The following is a 16,885-nucleotide window of genomic DNA, read 5'->3' on the forward strand; positions in this document are numbered from 1 at the left end:
CCGCCCGCGCGGCGCAATCGCGAGCTGCGCTCGCTCCAACAGGCGCTGCATACCTTGTGGCAAACACCTGTCAGCCCTAAGGCGACCCCTGTGGGAGCTGGCTGGCCTGCGATGGGCTGCAAAGCAGCCCCGGCTATCTCAAGCCTTGTTCAGCTTCTTGAGAAAAACGGTCATCTCTTTCTCGGCCTGCTTGTCCCCGTGGGCCTGTGCCGCCACGATCCCATCCTCCCAGGCCTTGCGCGCCGCTGGCAGGTCACCCTGCAACAGGCAGGCCTTGCCCAGCAGCTTCCAGGCTGCCGAGTACTTCGGGTCCTGCTCTACACAGCGCGCCAGGTGCACCGCAGCTTCTGCACCGTTACCTTCATCCAGCCAGGCCTTGCCCAGCCCGAAACGCAGCAACGGGTTATCCACACCCTTGGCCAGCATCTTCTCCAGCGACTCGCGCATGCCCTTTGCTCCTAGAAGAAACTCAAGCCGACGTGGAACAGCTTCTCCACATCGCGAATGTGCTTTTTATCCACAACGAACAGGATCACATGGTCACCCGATTCGATCAGGGTGTTGTCGTGGGCAATCATGACCTCTTCGGCACGGATGATCGCGCCGATGGTGGTACCCGGTGGCAGGTTGATGTCCGCTATCGCCTTGCCAACGACCTTGCTCGACTTGGCATCGCCATGGGCCACCGCCTCGATCGCTTCGGCTGCGCCACGGCGCAGCGAGTGCACGCTGACAATGTCGCCCCGGCGCACGTGGGCCAGCAGGGTGCCGATGGTCGCCAGCTGCGGGCTGATGGCAATGTCGATCTCACCCCCCTGCACCAGGTCGACGTAGGCTGGGTTGTTGATGATGGTCATCACCTTGCCTGCACCCAGGCGCTTGGCCAGCAGCGACGACATGATGTTGGCTTCGTCATCGTTGGTCAGGGCCAGGAAGATATCGGCGTCGGCGATGTTTTCTTCCAGCATCAGGTCCCTGTCCGAGGCGCTGCCCTGCAACACCACGGTGCTGTCTAGCGTATCGGACAGGTGCCGGCAGCGAGCTGGGCTCATCTCGATGATCTTCACCTGATAGCGGCTTTCGATGGCTTCGGCCAGGCGCTCGCCAATTTGGCCTCCACCGGCAATGACGATGCGCTTGTTGGTCTGGTCGATACGACGCAACTCGCCCATCACTGCCCGGATGTCTTTTTTCGCGGCAATGAAGAACACCTCGTCATCGGCTTCGATCACCGTGTCGCCACGCGGGGTGATTGGCCGGTCGCGGCGGAAAATGGCGGCCACACGGGTATCCACGTTAGGCATGTGCGCGCGGATCTGGCGCAGTTGCTGGCCCACCAGCGGCCCGCCGTAGTAAGCCTTCACGGCCACCAGCTGCGCCTTGCCTTCGGCGAAGTCGATCACCTGCAGCGACCCTGGGTGTTCGATCAGGCGCCTGATGTAGTTGGTCACCACCTGCTCGGGGCTGATCAGCACGTCGACCGGGATGTGGTCATTGTCGAACAGCTCTTCACGGGTCAGGTAGGCCGACTCGCGTACCCGGGCAATCTTGGTCGGGGTGTGGAACAGCGAATAGGCCACCTGGCAGGCAACCATATTGGTTTCGTCGCTGTTGGTTACCGCCACCAGCATGTCGGCGTCGTCGGCACCGGCCTGGCGCAGCACCGTCGGCAGCGAGCCGCGGCCTTGCACGGTGCGGATGTCCAGGCGGTCGCCCAGGTCGCGCAGGCGGTCGCCGTCGGTATCGACCACGGTAATGTCGTTGGCCTCGCTGGCCAGGTGCTCTGCCAGCGTACCGCCCACTTGCCCTGCGCCGAGGATGATGATTTTCATCCGCTACTCCCTACCCTTTTGTGCTTACCCGCGCGAGGCGGCGATCTTGATCAGCTTGGCATAGTAGAACCCGTCGTGGCCGCCTTCCTGGGCCAGCAACTGGCGGCCGTGCGGCTGGCGCAGGCCGGCCTCGGTGGCCAGGTCCAGCTCCCGCGCGCCGGGGGTGCGGGCGAGGAACGCCTCGACCACTTGCGTGTTCTCGGTCGGCAGGCTGGAGCACGTGGCATACAGCAGCATGCCGCCCACTTCCAGTGTCGGCCACAGGGCATCGAGCAGTTCACCTTGCAGGGCGGCCAGGGCCGGAATGTCGTCGGCCTGGCGGGTCAGCTTGATATCCGGGTGGCGGCGGATCACACCAGTGGCCGAGCAGGGGGCGTCCAGCAAGATGCGCTGGAACGGTTTGCCGTCCCACCAGCTGGCAGTGTCGCGGGCGTCGCAGGCGATCAGCTCGGCATCGAGCTGCAGGCGGTCGAGGTTCTCGCGCACGCGGTTCAGGCGCTTGGCCTCAAGGTCGATGGCTGTCAGGTGAGCCAGGCCTGGTTCGGCTTCCAGCAGGTGGCAGGTTTTGCCGCCGGGCGCGCAACAGGCGTCGAGCACGCGTTGGCCGGCGGCCAGCTCCAGCAAGTCAGCGGACAGCTGCGCGGCTTCGTCCTGCACACTCACCCAGCCCTCGGCGAAGCCTGGCAGGCCACGTACGTCGCAGGCTTCGGCCAGCACGATGCCATCGCGGCTGTAGTGGCAGGCGCTGGCGGCAACGCCCGCGTCGGTTAGCAGGCCCAGGTAGGCATCACGGCTGTGATGACGGCGGTTGACCCGCAAGATCATCGGCGGGTGCGCATTGTTGGCGGCGCAAATGGCCTCCCACTGCTCTGGCCAGAAGGCCTTCAGCGCCTTTTGCAGCCAGCGCGGGTGGGCGGTGCGTACCACGGGGTCGCGCTCCATGCCGGCCAGCAGCGCTTCGCCTTCGCGCTGGGCGCGGCGCAGCACGGCATTTAGCAGGCCCTTGGCCCAGGGTTTCTTCAGTTTGTCGGCACAACCCACGGTCTCGCCAATTGCGGCGTGGGCCGGAATTCGGGTGTAGAACAGCTGGTACAGGCCGACCAGCAGCAGCGCCTGCACATCGGCGTCTGCGGCTTTGAACGGCTTCTGCAGCAGCTGGGCGGCCAGCAGGTCGAGCCGGGGCTGCCAGCGGGCAGTGCCGAACGCCAGGTCCTGGGTCAGGCCGCGGTCGCGCTCATCGACCTTGTCCAGTTGTGCCGGCAGCGAGCTGTTCAATGAAGCCTTGCCGCTGAGTACTGCGGCAAGGGCACGGGCGGCGGCGAGGCGTGGGTTCATTGGCCAAGTACCTTGCCGGCGGCGAACTTCTCGCGGCGGCTGTTGAACAGGTCGCTGAAGCTCAGCGCCTTGCCACCGGGCAGTTGCAGGCGGGTCAGGCTCAGTGCCTGGTCACCACAGGCAACTACCAGGCCATCTTTACTGGCGGACAGGATCTCGCCCGGCTCACCTTTGCCTGCCGCCACGTTGGCTGCCAGCACCTTCACGCTCTCGCCATCGAGGGTGCTGTGGCACACCGGCCAAGGGTTGAAGGCACGGATCAGGCGCTCCAGTTCGACGGCCGGGCGGCACCAGTCCAGGCGCGCTTCGTCCTTGTTCAGCTTGTGTGCATAAGTGGCCAGGGCATCGTTTTGCACCTCGCCTTGCAGCGACCCGTCGGCCAGGCCGGCGATGGCCTGCACGACGGCGGGCGGGCCCATTTGCGCAAGGCGGTCATGCAGGCTACCGCCGGTGTCCTCGGCGCTGATCGGGGTGGTTACCTTGAGCAGCATCGGGCCGGTATCCAGGCCGGCTTCCATGCGCATCACGGTGACACCGCTTTCGGTATCGCCAGCTTCCACGGCACGCTGGATCGGCGCTGCACCGCGCCAGCGCGGCAGCAAGGAGGCGTGGCTGTTGATGCAGCCCAGGCGGGGGATATCCAGCACCGCCTGCGGCAGAATCAGGCCGTAGGCAACCACGACCATCAAGTCTGGCTGCAGTGCGGCAAGTTCAGCTTGCGCCTCGGCGTTGCGCAGGGCTTGCGGCTGCAGTACCGGGATGCCATGGGCCACGGCCAGCGCCTTGACCGCACTGGGCATCAGCTTCTGGCCACGGCCGGCAGGGCGGTCAGGCTGGGTGTAGACGGCCACGATCTCGTAAGGGCTGTCGAGCAGGGCCTTGAGGTGTTCGGCAGCAAACTCTGGGGTGCCTGCAAAGACGATGCGCATGGAGTTCTCGCTTCAAAAAAGAAAAAGGCTTGCCGGAGCAAGCCTTCTGGAAGGTGGGGATCAGGCTTGCTGGCGGTGCTGCTTTTCCAGTTTCTTCTTGATCCGGTCGCGTTTGAGCTGCGACAGATAGTCGACGAACAGCTTGCCGTTGAGGTGATCGAATTCGTGCTGCACGCAGACCGCCAGCAAGCCTTCGCACTCCAGCTCGAACGGCTTGCCGTCGCGGTCCTGGGCTTTAACCCGTACCCGCAGCGGGCGGTCGACGTTCTCGTAGAAGCCCGGGACCGACAGGCAACCTTCCTGGTACTGGCCCATGTCGTCGGTCAGCTCTTCGACCGTAGGGTTGATGAAGACCCGCGGTTCGCTGCGGTCTTCGCTGAGGTCCATCACCACGACCTGCTGGTGCACGTTGACCTGGGTCGCGGCCAGGCCGATGCCGGGGGCTTCGTACATGGTTTCAAACATGTCGTCGATCAGCTGACGCAGGGCGTCGTCGAACACCGTCACCGGCTTGGCGATGGTGCGCAGGCGCGGGTCGGGGAATTCGAGAATGTTCAAGATGGCCATAAGGTCAGGCAGTCACTGTGCGTTTGGTTGAAAACTGAGCACACATAATAAAGGCAAACGTGGATTTCAGCACCTGTGAAAGCTCGTCTAGGGTTTTCAGTGCCTGCTTGTCGGCTATTCGATAGACAGGTTGTCAGACCGTTATCAACACAGTTATCCACAGCTTGTGCCACGCCGATGGCCCTTTTCAGATCAAGGATGATCCCCATGTCGAATCACCATTCGTCGCCTGTTGCGCCGGCTGAACTGGAGGCGCGGCTGCGTCTGCACCGCTTGCCGGACACCGGCCTGCGGCGTTTCTGCACGTTGCTGGAGGCGTTTGGCAGCGCATCTTCTGCCCTGTGCGCACCCGCCGGCGCCTGGCGCGCGTTGGGCATTCCCCAGGCAGCAATCGACGCGCGGCGCAGTGCCGAAGTGCGCGATGGGGCTCTGGCGGCGATGGCCTGGCTAGAGCAGCCGGGCCAGCATTTACTGATGTTTGACGGCCCTGGTTACCCGCCGCTGCTGGGGGAAATCGATGACGCTCCGCCATTGCTGTTTGTCGCCGGCGACCCTGCCCTGCTCGAGCGCCCGCAGCTGGCAATTGTGGGAAGCAGACGCGCTTCACCGCCAGCCCTCGATACCGCCGCGGCGTTTTCCCGTTACCTGGCACAGGCCGGTTTCACGATTACCAGCGGGTTGGCAGTAGGTATCGACGGCGCCGCTCATCGGGCCGCAATACAGGCCGGTGGGGGTACGATCGCGGTGCTCGGCACAGGGCTGCAAAAACTTTATCCACAGCGGCACACCGCGCTTGCGCAGGCGATTATCGACAGCGGCGGCGCGCTGGTTTCCGAGTACCCGCTGGATGCCGGGCCGCAGCCCAGCAACTTCCCCCGGCGTAACCGCATCATCAGTGGCTTGTCGCTGGGCGTGTTGGTGGTCGAGGCCAGCCTGGCCAGTGGTTCGCTGATCACGGCGCGGCTGGCGGCAGAACAAGGCCGCGAGGTGTATGCCATTCCGGGCTCCATCCACCACCCTGGGGCCAAGGGCTGCCACCAGTTGATTCGCGACGGCGCGCTGCTGGTTGAAACCGTGGAGCAGATCATGGAAAGCCTGCAGGGCTGGCAGAACCTGCCACCTGCGGTTGTGGACAAGTTCGACCACCCACTGCTGGCCTTGCTGCACGCGGCGCCCCAGACCAGCGAAAGCCTGGCCCATTGCAGCGAGTTGCCACTGGCCGAAGTGCTTGCGCAATTGACCGAGCTGGAACTGGAGGGGCGGGTCAGCAATGAAGCCGGGCGTTGGTTTGCCCGCGCGGGCTAAGTACACTGCGCACAGGCAAGTTCATAGGCGGAGTAACAGCAATGGTAAGCAGTTTTCGTGTGCAACAAGCCGCACGTGAGATCCGGGCGGGCGCAGTAATCGCCTACCCAACGGAAGCGGTCTGGGGCCTGGGCTGCGACCCCTGGAACGAGGACGCGGTGTACCGCCTGCTGGCGCTGAAGTCGCGACCTGTGGATAAAGGCCTGATCCTGGTCGCCGACACTATCCGCCAGTTCGACTTTTTGTTCGAAGATTTCCCCGAGGACTGGATCGACCGTATGGGCAGCACCTGGCCGGGGCCCAATACCTGGCTGGTGCCGCACCAGGACCTGTTGCCGGAGTGGGTGACCGGGCAGCATGACACCGTAGCGCTGCGGGTCAGTGACCACCCGGTGGTGCGCGAACTGTGCGCGCTGGTGGGGCCGTTGATTTCCACCTCGTGCAACCCCGGCGGGCGCCCGGCGGCGAAGACCCGGTTGCGGGTGGAGCAGTACTTCCATGGCCAGCTGGACCTGGTGCTGGGTGGCGCGCTGGGGGGGCGGAAGAATCCGAGCGTGATTCGCAACCTGGCTACCGGTGAGGTTGTTCGGCCGGGTTGATACCGCTGGCGAGGGCTTCGCCCTCGTTTCGCGACACAAGGCCGCTCCTACAAGTACAGCGCAGCTTTCAGCCCTGGCGCTATGCCTGTAGGAGCGGCCTTGTGTCGCGAAAGGGCCGCAAAGCGGCCACACTAATCGTCAGACCTATTTCTGATTTGCCCGATCTTGCCAATTGGGAAGCTTCCTACTGTCTCAGTCCTAAGTCATCACCTTCCATGCTGGAACCCCTGCCTCTAGCCTGCTCACGTCGCAATTCGGCGGGAGCATCCGAAGCAATGCCGCTATTCAAAAATGCCGAATATCTGATAAGGGCGAATCTGCAGCAGCTTGCGTCCAACAACCGGGTTAGATCGGTGGAAATAGGCAGGTTTACCGCAGATCAATTTGAAGCGATAAACAGGCAGAAAGAAGCGCAGGAACTACCGCTGCTTGAGGATCCGGGCATCGTATTCATCGGTAGCCATGCCTACAGAAGCCGGGTGATTCGAGATGGCTCCACCATTGATGACATGGTTTTGCAAATCGAGGCAGCACTGGCGGCGACATCAATCTGGAAAAACGCCACGCGCATGACCGCTCTTCGCAGCACGATTGGTCGTGACGATGGCTATGGCAATGAAGTTTTTGATGAGGCGATTTTTGAACTGACGGCTCGCAAGCCCAAGGCAGAGCTGTATTCGATTATCCCTAAAGGGGATAGAAACAAGCCCAAAAAATAAAGGCCGCTTGAGCGGCCTGAATGGTAAGGATGTACTCGCCCGGATAACTTGAAACTCAACCGGCGCACCAGCACAACCTCAGGAGCAAAGGCTACGCCTCCGAGCATTCATGGTCAAGCGGCGCCCCTCACCCTCCCCGCGGCGCAGCGCTCGATGCTGGTGCGCGATTGCAGTCAGGGTTTTCTGATTGTTGCCAAAATGGCTGTCCAGCTCGCGGCTTGGGAAATATCCTACGACCCGCGTCCTCTGCCATCACCTTCTCAGTGGGAACCTCTGCCCTTAGGCTTCAACCGTCGCCGAATAACTTGGCGATCGGGTGTGGTAACCCGGATGTGCTTGGGGCGTCACAGCTATGGCAGCTGTGCGCGGGAGGCTTCGTGCCTGCCGGGAGCGCCTCCAGCCCGGTTTACCACCTCGCGTACAGCTGCCGCCTAAACCGTGTGGTAACGGCTTGGCGCCTGCTCATGCCTGGAGCAAGCCATGAAAAAAATAGTGCCCGATCCACCCCTACCCTGCACCTCCACTCGCCCGTTCGGCCGCTGCGACGCCGGCCATGACCCGCTCTTCACCGTCAACCCGAACATTTCCGCCGAGGACGCTCTGGTCCACGTAGCCCTGTACCTGCGCAGCGCCTACGAAACCGGCTACAAAGCTCTGGACTACATGCGCGAAGAGGGCCGTGGCATGTTCTGGTCGAACCTGCATGCGATTGAAATGGCAGAGGGGGTGGTCGAGGCAATCCTCGATGGGATCGAGTCGACCCCGCCACCGACGAACCGACCCTCACAGCCATAGCGCAGCTTGCAGAGCCGACGCAGCACCTGTGGGAGCGGGCGCGCCCGCGAACACCGGCAAAGCCGGTGCCATCCACCGCGGTGGCTTCTTCGCGGGCATGCCCGCTCCCACAGGGAACGTGTGTGGCTCAGGGAATGAGTACTGTCGACCCTACAGTCCGCCGCGCCGACAGCTCTGCCTGCGCCTTGGCCGCCTCACTCAGCGGGTACCGCTGCTGGATATCCACAACCAGCTTGCCACTGCCAATCATCGCAAACAGGTCATCGGCCATGGCCTGGGTGTTTTCGGCATTGTTGGCATAGGTCGCCAAGGTCGGCCGGGTCACATACAGCGAGCCCTTCTGCGCCAGAATCCCCAGGTTCACCCCGCTGACCGCACCCGAGGCATTACCGAAGCTCACCATCAGCCCGCGCGGTTGCAGGCAGTCCAGCGATGTCAGCCAGGTATCGGCGCCAACGCCGTCGTACACCACCGGGCATTTCTTGCCGTCGGTCAGCTCCAGCACCCGCTTGGCCACGTCTTCATGGCTGTAGTCGATAGTCGCCCATGCGCCCAGCGCTTTGGCCCGCTCGGCCTTCTCGGCAGAACTCACAGTGCCGATCAGCTTGGCACCCAACGCTTTCACCCATTGGCACGCCAGCGAACCCACGCCACCGGCGGCCGCATGGAACAGGACCACGTCACCCGCCTTCACCTGGTAGGTTTGCTTCAGCAGGTACTGCACGGTCAACCCCTTGAGCATCACCGCCGCTGCCTGCTCGAAGCTGATGTTGTCGGGCAGCTTGACCAGGTTGGCCTCCGGCAGCGTGTGAACCTCGCTGTATGCGCCCAGCGGGCCGCCGGCATGGGCCACGCGGTCACCCACCTTCAGCCGGGTCACGCCTTCGCCCACGGCCTCGACCACACCGGCCGCTTCGGTGCCCAGCCCCGAAGGCAGTGATGGCGGTGCATACAGCCCGCTGCGGAAATAGGTGTCGATGAAGTTCAGGCCGATCGCATGGTTGCGCACGCGCACCTGCTGGGGCCCCGGCGGGGCGGGTTCGAATTCCACAAACTGCAGCACTTCGGGGCCGCCATGCTGGCTGAACTGGATACGCTTGGCCATCTCGTACTCCTGTAGTCGGGATCGGGAAAGGCCTTCTATCGGACGCCTTTGCTTGATCGCCGTCAACTGCGGCGCGCGCGCTGGCGGTGTTATGCTACGCGGCGAATTCTTCCCTGCCCGTTCCTGGTGACCCGATGACTAGCCGCACCGAGGCCGTGAAAGCCTACCTGCTCGACCTGCAAGACCGCATCTGCTCTGCCCTCGAAAACGAAGACGGCGGTGCCCGCTTCGTCGAGGATGCCTGGGTGCGCGAAGCCGGTGGCGGGGGGCGTACGCGGGTGATCGGCGAGGGCAAGCTGATCGAGAAAGGTGGGGTCAACTTCTCCCACGTGTTCGGCGCCGGCCTGCCGCCGTCGGCCAGCGCCCACCGCCCGGAGCTGGCGGGCCGGGGCTTCGAGGCCTTGGGCGTGTCGCTGGTGATTCACCCGTACAACCCGCATGTGCCCACCTCGCACGCCAATGTGCGGTTCTTCATTGCCGAGAAGGAAGGCGAAGAGGCGGTGTGGTGGTTCGGTGGCGGTTTCGACCTGACGCCATACTACGGCGTCGAGGAAGACTGCATTCACTGGCACCGCGTGGCCGAGCAGGCATGTGCACCCTTCGGTGCCGATGTGTACCCGCGCTACAAGGCCTGGTGCGACCGCTATTTCCACCTCAAGCACCGTGGCGAGCCACGCGGCATTGGCGGTCTGTTCTTCGACGACCTGAACGAGTGGGGCTTCGACACTTGCTTCGCCTTCATCCGTGCCATTGGCGATGCCTATGTCGACGCCTACCTGCCGATCATCCAGCGCCGCAAGCACACCCCCTATACCCCGCAGCAGCGTGAGTTCCAGGAATACCGCCGCGGCCGCTACGTGGAGTTCAACCTGGTCTACGACCGCGGCACGCTGTTCGGCCTGCAGTCGGGCGGGCGCACCGAGTCCATTCTCATGTCGCTGCCGCCACAGGTGCGCTGGGGCTATGACTGGAAGCCGGCACCGGGCAGCGAAGAAGCGCGCCTGACCGACTACTTCCTGCAAGACCGCGACTGGCTTGGCCAGTAAGCCTGTGGATAACCAAGGAGCCGCCATGGACCAGTACGTCGTTTTTGGTAACCCCATCGGCCACAGCAAGTCGCCGCTGATTCACCGCCTGTTTGCCGAGCAGACCGGCCAGGACCTGGAATACGCCACCCTGCTGGCGCCGCTGGATGAGTTCAGCGACTGCGCACGCGGCTTCTTCAAGCAAGGCAGCGGCGGCAATGTCACCGTGCCGTTCAAGGAAGAGGCCTACCGCCTGTGCGACAGCCTGACCCCGCGTGCCCAGCGCGCTGGCGCGGTGAACACACTGAGCAAGCTGGCTGACGGCACTTTGCAAGGTGACAACACCGATGGCGCCGGCCTGGTGCGTGACCTGACGGTGAATGCCGGGGTCGAACTGACGGGCAAGCGCATTTTGATTCTCGGTGCCGGTGGTGCAGTGCGTGGCGTGCTGGAGCCGATCCTGGCGCACAGGCCGCAATCGCTGGTGATCGCCAACCGTACCGTGGAAAAGGCCGAGCAGCTGGCGCGGGAGTTCGATGAACTGGGGCCGGTGGTGGCCAGCGGGTTTGCCTGGTTGCAGGAGCCGGTGGATGTGATCATCAACGCCACTTCAGCCAGTTTGGCCGGGGAATTGCCGCCGATTGCCGACAGTTTGGTCGAGGCAGGGCGCACGGTTTGCTACGACATGATGTATGGCAAGGAACCTACGCCGTTTTGCCAGTGGGCGCAGAAGCTGGGCGCGGCCAAAGTGCTGGATGGGTTGGGGATGCTGGCTGAGCAGGCCGCTGAGGCGTTCTTTATCTGGCGTGGGGTACGGCCGGATACCGCTCCGGTGTTGGCTGAGTTGCGCCGGCAATTGGCTCGGGGCTGAAATTGCCGGGGCCGCGTTGGGTCGGCGTACACCCATCCCTTGTGGGAGCGGCCTTGCGTCGCGATGGGCTGCAAAGCAGCCCCAAATCTCAACTCAACCTCATTCCTCAAACCGGATCGGGCACAACTGCGCCCCTTCCAGCTTCTGCAATTCCTCGATCACCTGCGGCCTGGCCCGGTGCAAGGTCAGGCTCCCGCCCAGGCGCCGCAAGCGCCGTGCCTCGCGGTGCAACATGTCTACACCCGAGTAGTCGATGAAATTCACCTGCCGCGCATCGATCACCACATGCGGGCCTTGGCACAGCTGCAAACGTACTTGCAGGTAGTGCGCCGCGCCAAAGAAGATCGAGCCACCTACCCGCAGCACATCCGCTTCACCTTCGCGGCTTTGCTGCACCCGTGGCCGTGATGTGCGTTTGAGGTAGAAGAACAGCGACGCCAGCACCCCGGCATAGATCGCCGTCTGCAACTCCAGCAGCAAGGTTGCCGCCGCCGTCAGCGCCATTACCAAGAACTCCGAACGGCTGACCCGAAACAGCGCGCGGATGGCTTGGCGGTCCACCAGCCCCCAGCAGATCAACAGAATGCTGCCGGCCATGGCGGGGATCGGCAACTGTGCGATCAAGCCAGCACCGGTGATGGCGAACAGCGCCACCCATAGCGCCGAAAACACCCCGGCCATGGGGGAGCGGGCACCTGCTTCGTAGCTCAGGCCCGAACGGGTGAAGGAGCCAGCAGACAGGTAACCCGAGAAGAACGCGCCAACGATGTTCGACACGCCCTGGGCGCGAATTTCCTGATCAGGGTCGATCAGCTGTTCCGAGCGTGCCGACAACGACCGGGCAATCGACAGGCTGGTGACCAACCCCAGCATACCTACCGCCACGGCACTGGGCAGCAGGCGCAGAATCAGCTCCACGTCCAGCAAGGGCAGCGGGCTCAAGGGTGGAAGCTGGCCGGTGAATGCCGCGACCCTCGGCACATGGCCAAACCAGCCCGGCAGCAGCCAGGCCACCAGGCTCACCGCGATCAGGCTTATCAACAGGCTGGGCCAGCGCGGGCGCCAGAGTTTGAGCGCCACACCGATAACCACGGTGGCCAGGCCCAACAGCAAGGATGGCACATTGATTTCGCCGGCATGGCTGGCCAGGTCCTGTACGGTTTTCAGCGCCGTGGCCTGGCTGGGCAGGTCCATGCCCAGCAGGTTGGGCAATTGCCCCAGGGCAATGACGACCGCGGCGCCAAGGGTGAAGCCGAGCACTACGGAATGCGAGACGAAATTGACCAGCGCACCGAAGCGCAGCAGCCCCAGCAGCAGTTGAAAGACCCCGCCGAGGAAGGTGAGCAGCAGCACCAGCGTGATGTAGTCCGAACTCCCAGCCACGGCCAATGGGCTGATGCTGGCGTAGAGCACGATGGAGATGGCCGCGGTCGGGCCGCAGATCAGGTGCCAGGACGAACCCCACAGGCAGGCGATCAATACCGGCACGATGGCGGCGTACAGGCCGTATTCGGCAGGCAGGCCGGCGATCAGGGCATAGGCGATGGACTGCGGCAGCGCGAGGATGGCACCGCCCAGGCCCACCAGCAGGTCCTGGCGCAGGCTGCGGACCGATTGGCGCGGGAGCCAGGCGAGGAATGGCAGCAGGTGGATGATACGATGCATGGGTTATCCACAATCCTTGATTAAATGCACCTGACCTGTGGGAGCGGGCATGCCCGCTCCCACAGGTCAGGTGCATTGCTGGTGAGTTCATAGTTTGGCTTTGACGGCCTCCAAGGCATCGCCATCGGCTTTGGTGGTGACCCCGGCCAACCACCCTTCCAGTAACTCGGGGTGCGTCTTGACCCAGGCCCTGGCCGCGTCGTCGAAGCTGATCTTCTTGTCCACAACCTGAGCCATGATGCTGTTTTCCATGTCCAGTGTGAACTTCAGGTTGCCTAGCAGCTTCGCCGCATTCGGGCAGGCTTGTGGATAACCCTTGCGCGTCAGGGTGTACACCTGGCCTTTGCTACCGAACCATTTTTCCCCGCCCGTGAGGTAGTGCATCTTCAGCTTCACATTCATCGGATGTGGCGTCCAGCCTAGGAAAGTGATGAATTGCTGCTTCTTCACGGCGCGGTCGACCTGCGTCAACATCGCCTGCTCGCTGGATTCGACCAGTTTCCACTGGCCAAGGTCGAACTCATTGTTGTCGATGATTTGTTTGAGCAACAGGTTGGCCGGTGCGCCGGAACCGATGCCGTACAGCTTCTTGTCGAACTGGTCGGCGTGCTTGTGCAGGTCGGCGAAATCCTTGACCCCGGCATTCCAGACGTAGTCCGGCACGGCCAAGGTGAACTCGGTGCCTTCCAGGTTGCGCGACAACTGCTGCACATCCCCGTTGGCGACGAACTTGTCATGAAAGCCCTGTTGCGCCGGCATCCAGTTGCCAAGGAAGGCATCCACACGGCCGTCTTTCAGGCCGCCGTAGATGATCGGCACCGCCAGGCTGTCGATCTTCACCTGGTAGCCCAGACTTTCCAGTAGCAGCCGGGCCACGGCGTTGGTCGTGGCTATGTCGCTCCAGCCAGGGTCGGCCATTTTTACCGTGCTGCATTGTGCATCGTCGTCGGCGGCGTGGGCCGGGGTGATACCCAGGCCCAAGGCCAGGGTGAGTACGGCGGCGGAAAACGTGTGCATGGCGGCCTCTTCTCAATCCAGGGGGGCGGGCTGTGGGTAACGTGCCTTGCGCTCGAGGTCGTCGAGATCAATGTGGTTACGCATGTACTGTTGGCTGGCATCTACCCATGGTTGATGGTCCCAGCTGTGCAGCTTGCCGGTAGCCAGCGCTTCGGCCACCAGGCGGCGACGGCGCTGGCTGGCCAGTACCTGCTGGCGCAAGCTGGGCATGTCCCAACGCTGTCGGGCTTCCTCGACGAACGCCTGCAGCAGCGCCTGGTGGTCCGGGCTGCTGGCGAGGTTCTCCCGCTCGTGCGGGTCGCGGTCAAGATCATAGAGTAGGCAAGGGTCGTCTTCGCCGTACACGAATTTGTAAGGCCCGCGGCGGATCATCATCAGCGGCCCGACAGTGCCTTCGGCCATGTATTCGCCGATCACTTCGTCGTGGCCGCCCTGCCCTTGCAGGTGGCCAAGCAGTGAGCGGCCATCCAGATGCAGGGTGTTATCCACAGCTCCGCCCGCCAATTCGACCAGGGTCGGTAACAGGTCACAGGTCGATACCGAGGCGCTGACACGGCTGGCGGCAAAGCGCTGCGGTGCATGAACCAACAGTGGCACCCGCGCCGACATTTCGAACCAGTGCATCTTGTACCAAAGGCCACGCTCGCCGAGCATGTCGCCGTGGTCGCCGGAGAACACGATCAGGGTGTCGTCGGCCAGGTCGCACTCTTGCAAGGTCTGCAACAGCTTGCCGATGTTGTCGTCGATGTAGCTGCAGGCGCCGAAATAGGCCCGGCGTGCATCGCGGATCTTGTCCACCGGTAGGGGTTTGTTCCACAGGTCATAGACCTTGAGCAGGCGCTGCGAATGCGGGTCCAGTTCTGCCTGGCTGAATTCGGTGCCGGGCATGGGGATATCCACACCCTCGTAGCGATCCCAGTAGTGCTTGGGAATGGTGTACGGATCGTGGGGGTGGGTCATCGACACGGTCAGGCAAAACGGCCGGCCGTCATTCTCGCGCACGTGGTCGTAGAGGTACTGGCGCGCCTTGAACACCACCTCCTCGTCGAAATCCAGCTGGTTGGTACGCACGCAGGGGCCTGCCTGCAGTACCGAGGACATGTTGTGGTACCAGCTTGGACGCACATCCGGCTCATCCCAGTTCACTGCCCAGCCATAATCGGCCGGGTAGATGTCGCTGGTCAGGCGTTCCTCGTAACCATGCAGCTGGTCCGGGCCGCAGAAATGCATCTTGCCCGACAGCGCCGTGCGGTAGCCCAGGCGGCGCAGGTAGTGGGCGTAGGTCGGCACGTCGGCGGGGAAATCGGCAGCATTGTCGTAGGCACCGATGCGGCTTGGGAGCTGGCCGCTGACCAGGGTGAAGCGCGACGGCGCGCATAGCGGGCTGTTGCAGTAGGCTGAATCGAACACCACGGCCTGCTCGGCCAGGCGGCTGAGGTGCGGCATCTGAATGGGTGAAGGCCCATAAATGGGCAGCAGGGGTGCGGCCATTTGGTCGGCCATGATGAACAGGATATTCGGGCGTGTCATGCTGGCTTCCATCGTTGAAGGTTATGCGAACCGCTTGCCTATCAAGATGCGACTGTGGATAACATGGGTAAAGCCCATTGCGGGCAATGACTGGGATTAGCCAAGCTTATGTTTGAGCGCTTTGCCGAACTGTCGCTGGATACGTTGCGGGTGTTCGAGGCCGCGGCCCGTTTGCGTGGCTTCACTGCGGCGGCCCTGGCGCTGGGCACCACCCAGCCTGCGGTAAGCCAGCAGGTAAAACGGCTGGAGGCGCAGTTGGGCACACGCCTGTTCGATCGGGTGTACCGCGGGATCGAACTCACCGAGGCCGGCCAGCTGTTGTTCGAGCATGTGCACCAAGGGTTGCAGGCCATGGACGAAGGTATTGCCCAGGTCAGTGGGCGCGGCCAGCGTGAAGTGCTGCAGGTGGCCACCGACTTCGCGTTCGCGGCGTTCTGGCTGATGCCGCGCCTGCAGCGCTTTCACGAGGCTTATCCACACGTGGATGTCAGCCTGGTGACCGGTGAGCGCAGCCAGGGCATGTTGCGCCCGGACATCGATGTGGCCGTACTGTTTGGTGATGGGCGCTTTCATCAGGGCGAAAGCCGCTGGTTGTTCGATGAGGAGGTTTTCCCAGTGTGCAGCCCCCGCCTGATTCATGGCAAACCCATGTCAGCCGTGGCTTTGCAGCGCTTGCCGTTGTTGCACCTCAAAGGTGAGCAGGCCAGCCGCTGGTTTGACTGGGCGGGTGTGTTTCGCGGGTTTGGCGTGGCCAGCCCACCGCCAGCCGGGCAACTGCGGTTCGATAACTACACGCTGCTGATACAGGCGGCGATTGCCGGGCAAGGGGTGGCGATTGGCTGGGGGCACCTGGTGGATGGGCTGGTCGAGCAGGGTTTGCTCTGCCGGCCACTGGAGGGCAGCCTGCGCTCGGAACGCGGTTATTATGCGGTGTTGCCGCCGCGCAAACGCCGGGGCGCTTTGATCGAACGGTTCGTAGGTTGGTTGGAGCACGAGCGAAGCCGGTAAGGGTGAGTTCGGCGCAGAGTCACGCGGGCTTTGGGCCCAGGAGGTATCGTGCAGAGGATCAAGGGTTACCACGCCCACATTTACTATGATGCAGCGACCCTGGAGCAGGCTCGGGCGCTGTGTGAGGAAGCGGCGCGGCTGTTTCCCGTGAGCATGGGGCGCATGCACCAGAAACCGGTGGGCCCGCACCCGGACTGGAGCTGCCAGCTGGCTTTCGGTCCGGAAGTGGTGGGGGTGGTATTGCCTTGGTTGGCACTGCATCGCCAGGGTTTGGTGGTGTTCATGCACCCGCTGACCGGTGATGAACTGGCAGACCATCGGGACCATGCGATCTGGATGGGGGCAGTGAGGCCGTTGAACCTGTCGGTTTTTGGGGGCTGAACCTTCAGTGCTTGTGTTGTGCTCATCGCTGGCAAGCCAGCTCCCACGGGGATCGCATCAGGGCTGACAGGTGTTTGCCACAAGGTATGCAGCGCCTGTTAGAGCGAGCGCCGCCCGCGCGGCGCATCGCGAGCTGCGCTCGCTCCTACGTTTGTTTCGGGCCAATTATTCCTGTGGGATTCGCGCGCGAACGCCTTGGTGC

General features: G+C 63.3%; 17 protein-coding genes. 8 read left to right on the top strand and 9 right to left on the bottom strand.

Annotation, left to right across the window (positions count from 1 at the left end; all coding sequences use genetic code 11):
• Positions 1–138: 138 nt before the first annotated feature.
• Genes QME24_RS21765 through def form a run of 5 tightly spaced genes read right to left on the bottom strand, consistent with a single transcriptional unit; the run spans position 139 to position 4,663 of the window.
• Positions 139–447, bottom strand: a complete 309-nt coding sequence (locus tag QME24_RS21765; protein WP_054906109.1) for a tetratricopeptide repeat protein — start codon at positions 445–447, stop codon at positions 139–141.
• Positions 448–458: 11 nt separating this feature from the next.
• A complete protein-coding gene (gene trkA, locus QME24_RS21770; RefSeq protein ID WP_009682347.1) occupies positions 459–1,832 on the bottom strand; it encodes a Trk system potassium transporter TrkA in 1,374 nt (457 codons plus the stop codon).
• A gap of 24 nt (positions 1,833–1,856) precedes the next feature.
• Positions 1,857–3,167 carry a 16S rRNA (cytosine(967)-C(5))-methyltransferase RsmB gene (rsmB, locus tag QME24_RS21775; RefSeq protein ID WP_054906110.1) on the bottom strand — a complete coding sequence of 437 codons (1,311 nt, stop codon included), beginning with the start codon at positions 3,165–3,167 and terminating at the stop codon, positions 1,857–1,859.
• On the bottom strand, positions 3,164–4,096 hold the full coding sequence (fmt, locus tag QME24_RS21780) for a methionyl-tRNA formyltransferase (RefSeq protein WP_280091758.1): 933 nt from the start codon (positions 4,094–4,096) through the stop codon (positions 3,164–3,166). The genes rsmB and fmt overlap by 4 nt, the downstream gene beginning before the upstream one ends.
• 60 nt (positions 4,097–4,156) lie before the next feature.
• Positions 4,157–4,663: a peptide deformylase gene (gene def, locus QME24_RS21785; RefSeq protein WP_009682343.1), complete on the bottom strand. Its 507-nt coding sequence runs from the start codon at positions 4,661–4,663 to the stop codon at positions 4,157–4,159.
• A gap of 207 nt (positions 4,664–4,870) precedes the next feature.
• On the opposite strand from def, the gene dprA reads away from it, so the two are divergent.
• From dprA to QME24_RS21805, 4 genes are all read left to right on the top strand, one after another.
• Positions 4,871–5,968, top strand: coding sequence for a DNA-processing protein DprA (dprA, locus tag QME24_RS21790; protein ID WP_054906112.1), 1,098 nt, complete (start codon positions 4,871–4,873; stop codon positions 5,966–5,968).
• Positions 5,969–6,009: 41 nt separating this feature from the next.
• The gene (locus tag QME24_RS21795; RefSeq protein WP_054906113.1) at positions 6,010–6,567 is read left to right on the top strand and encodes an L-threonylcarbamoyladenylate synthase; all 558 of its coding nucleotides are present in this window, start codon (positions 6,010–6,012) and stop codon (positions 6,565–6,567) included.
• Between the two features lie 275 nt (positions 6,568–6,842).
• A complete protein-coding gene (locus QME24_RS21800) occupies positions 6,843–7,286 on the top strand; it encodes a hypothetical protein (protein ID WP_054906114.1) in 444 nt (147 codons plus the stop codon).
• 480 nt (positions 7,287–7,766) lie between these two features.
• Complete coding sequence (locus QME24_RS21805; RefSeq protein ID WP_054906115.1) at positions 7,767–8,081, top strand: hypothetical protein; 315 nt, start codon at positions 7,767–7,769, stop codon at positions 8,079–8,081.
• A gap of 127 nt (positions 8,082–8,208) precedes the next feature.
• Here the strand turns inward: QME24_RS21805 and QME24_RS21810 are convergent, their stop codons facing one another.
• The gene (locus QME24_RS21810) at positions 8,209–9,186 is read right to left on the bottom strand and encodes an NADPH:quinone reductase (protein ID WP_054906116.1); all 978 of its coding nucleotides are present in this window, start codon (positions 9,184–9,186) and stop codon (positions 8,209–8,211) included.
• 134 nt (positions 9,187–9,320) lie between these two features.
• Here QME24_RS21810 and hemF point away from each other — a divergent pair, with 134 nt between their 5' ends.
• Entirely contained in the window at positions 9,321–10,232 is a 912-nt protein-coding gene (gene hemF, locus QME24_RS21815) for an oxygen-dependent coproporphyrinogen oxidase (protein ID WP_054906117.1), read from the top strand.
• Positions 10,233–10,257: 25 nt separating this feature from the next.
• A complete protein-coding gene (gene aroE / locus QME24_RS21820) occupies positions 10,258–11,082 on the top strand; it encodes a shikimate dehydrogenase (RefSeq protein WP_009682335.1) in 825 nt (274 codons plus the stop codon).
• A 99-nt stretch (positions 11,083–11,181) separates the two neighbouring features.
• On the opposite strand, the gene QME24_RS21825 is transcribed toward aroE, so the two are convergent.
• From QME24_RS21825 to betC, 3 genes are all read right to left on the bottom strand, one after another.
• Entirely contained in the window at positions 11,182–12,747 is a 1,566-nt protein-coding gene (locus QME24_RS21825) for a SulP family inorganic anion transporter (RefSeq protein WP_232893092.1), read from the bottom strand.
• 87 nt (positions 12,748–12,834) lie between these two features.
• Positions 12,835–13,764 (bottom strand): choline ABC transporter substrate-binding protein, encoded by a 930-nt coding sequence (choX, locus tag QME24_RS21830; RefSeq protein WP_054906120.1) that lies wholly within the window; start codon positions 13,762–13,764, stop codon positions 12,835–12,837.
• A gap of 12 nt (positions 13,765–13,776) precedes the next feature.
• The gene (gene betC / locus QME24_RS21835; RefSeq protein WP_009682332.1) at positions 13,777–15,294 is read right to left on the bottom strand and encodes a choline-sulfatase; all 1,518 of its coding nucleotides are present in this window, start codon (positions 15,292–15,294) and stop codon (positions 13,777–13,779) included.
• Positions 15,295–15,402: 108 nt separating this feature from the next.
• Here betC and QME24_RS21840 point away from each other — a divergent pair, with 108 nt between their 5' ends.
• Both QME24_RS21840 and QME24_RS21845 read left to right on the top strand, forming a co-directional pair.
• Positions 15,403–16,302, top strand: coding sequence for a LysR family transcriptional regulator (locus QME24_RS21840; protein ID WP_009682331.1), 900 nt, complete (start codon positions 15,403–15,405; stop codon positions 16,300–16,302).
• 48 nt (positions 16,303–16,350) lie between these two features.
• Positions 16,351–16,683, top strand: a complete 333-nt coding sequence (locus QME24_RS21845; RefSeq protein ID WP_009682330.1) for a DOPA 4,5-dioxygenase family protein — start codon at positions 16,351–16,353, stop codon at positions 16,681–16,683.
• Positions 16,684–16,885: the final 202 nt, after the last annotated feature.

This window comes from Pseudomonas sp. PARCl1, assembly GCF_947311875.1.
Taxonomy (GTDB): Bacteria; Pseudomonadota; Gammaproteobacteria; order Pseudomonadales; family Pseudomonadaceae; genus Aquipseudomonas; species Aquipseudomonas juntendi.

Bases quoted from the DNA above. Each gene is read 5' to 3' on its own strand.
- QME24_RS21765 (WP_054906109.1), bottom strand. From the start codon at position 447: ATGCGCGAGTCGCTGGAGAAGATGCTGGCCAAGGGTGTGGATAACCCG.
- trkA (WP_009682347.1), bottom strand. From the start codon at position 1,832: ATGAAAATCATCATCCTCGGCGCAGGGCAAGTGGGCGGTACGCTGGCA.
- rsmB (WP_054906110.1), bottom strand. From the start codon at position 3,167: ATGAACCCACGCCTCGCCGCCGCCCGTGCCCTTGCCGCAGTACTCAGC.
- fmt (WP_280091758.1), bottom strand. From the start codon at position 4,096: ATGCGCATCGTCTTTGCAGGCACCCCAGAGTTTGCTGCCGAACACCTC.
- def (WP_009682343.1), bottom strand. From the start codon at position 4,663: ATGGCCATCTTGAACATTCTCGAATTCCCCGACCCGCGCCTGCGCACC.
- dprA (WP_054906112.1), top strand. From the start codon at position 4,871: ATGTCGAATCACCATTCGTCGCCTGTTGCGCCGGCTGAACTGGAGGCG.
- QME24_RS21795 (WP_054906113.1), top strand. From the start codon at position 6,010: ATGGTAAGCAGTTTTCGTGTGCAACAAGCCGCACGTGAGATCCGGGCG.
- QME24_RS21800 (WP_054906114.1), top strand. From the start codon at position 6,843: ATGCCGCTATTCAAAAATGCCGAATATCTGATAAGGGCGAATCTGCAG.
- QME24_RS21805 (WP_054906115.1), top strand. From the start codon at position 7,767: ATGAAAAAAATAGTGCCCGATCCACCCCTACCCTGCACCTCCACTCGC.
- QME24_RS21810 (WP_054906116.1), bottom strand. From the start codon at position 9,186: ATGGCCAAGCGTATCCAGTTCAGCCAGCATGGCGGCCCCGAAGTGCTG.
- hemF (WP_054906117.1), top strand. From the start codon at position 9,321: ATGACTAGCCGCACCGAGGCCGTGAAAGCCTACCTGCTCGACCTGCAA.
- aroE (WP_009682335.1), top strand. From the start codon at position 10,258: ATGGACCAGTACGTCGTTTTTGGTAACCCCATCGGCCACAGCAAGTCG.
- QME24_RS21825 (WP_232893092.1), bottom strand. From the start codon at position 12,747: ATGCATCGTATCATCCACCTGCTGCCATTCCTCGCCTGGCTCCCGCGC.
- choX (WP_054906120.1), bottom strand. From the start codon at position 13,764: ATGCACACGTTTTCCGCCGCCGTACTCACCCTGGCCTTGGGCCTGGGT.
- betC (WP_009682332.1), bottom strand. From the start codon at position 15,294: ATGACACGCCCGAATATCCTGTTCATCATGGCCGACCAAATGGCCGCA.
- QME24_RS21840 (WP_009682331.1), top strand. From the start codon at position 15,403: ATGTTTGAGCGCTTTGCCGAACTGTCGCTGGATACGTTGCGGGTGTTC.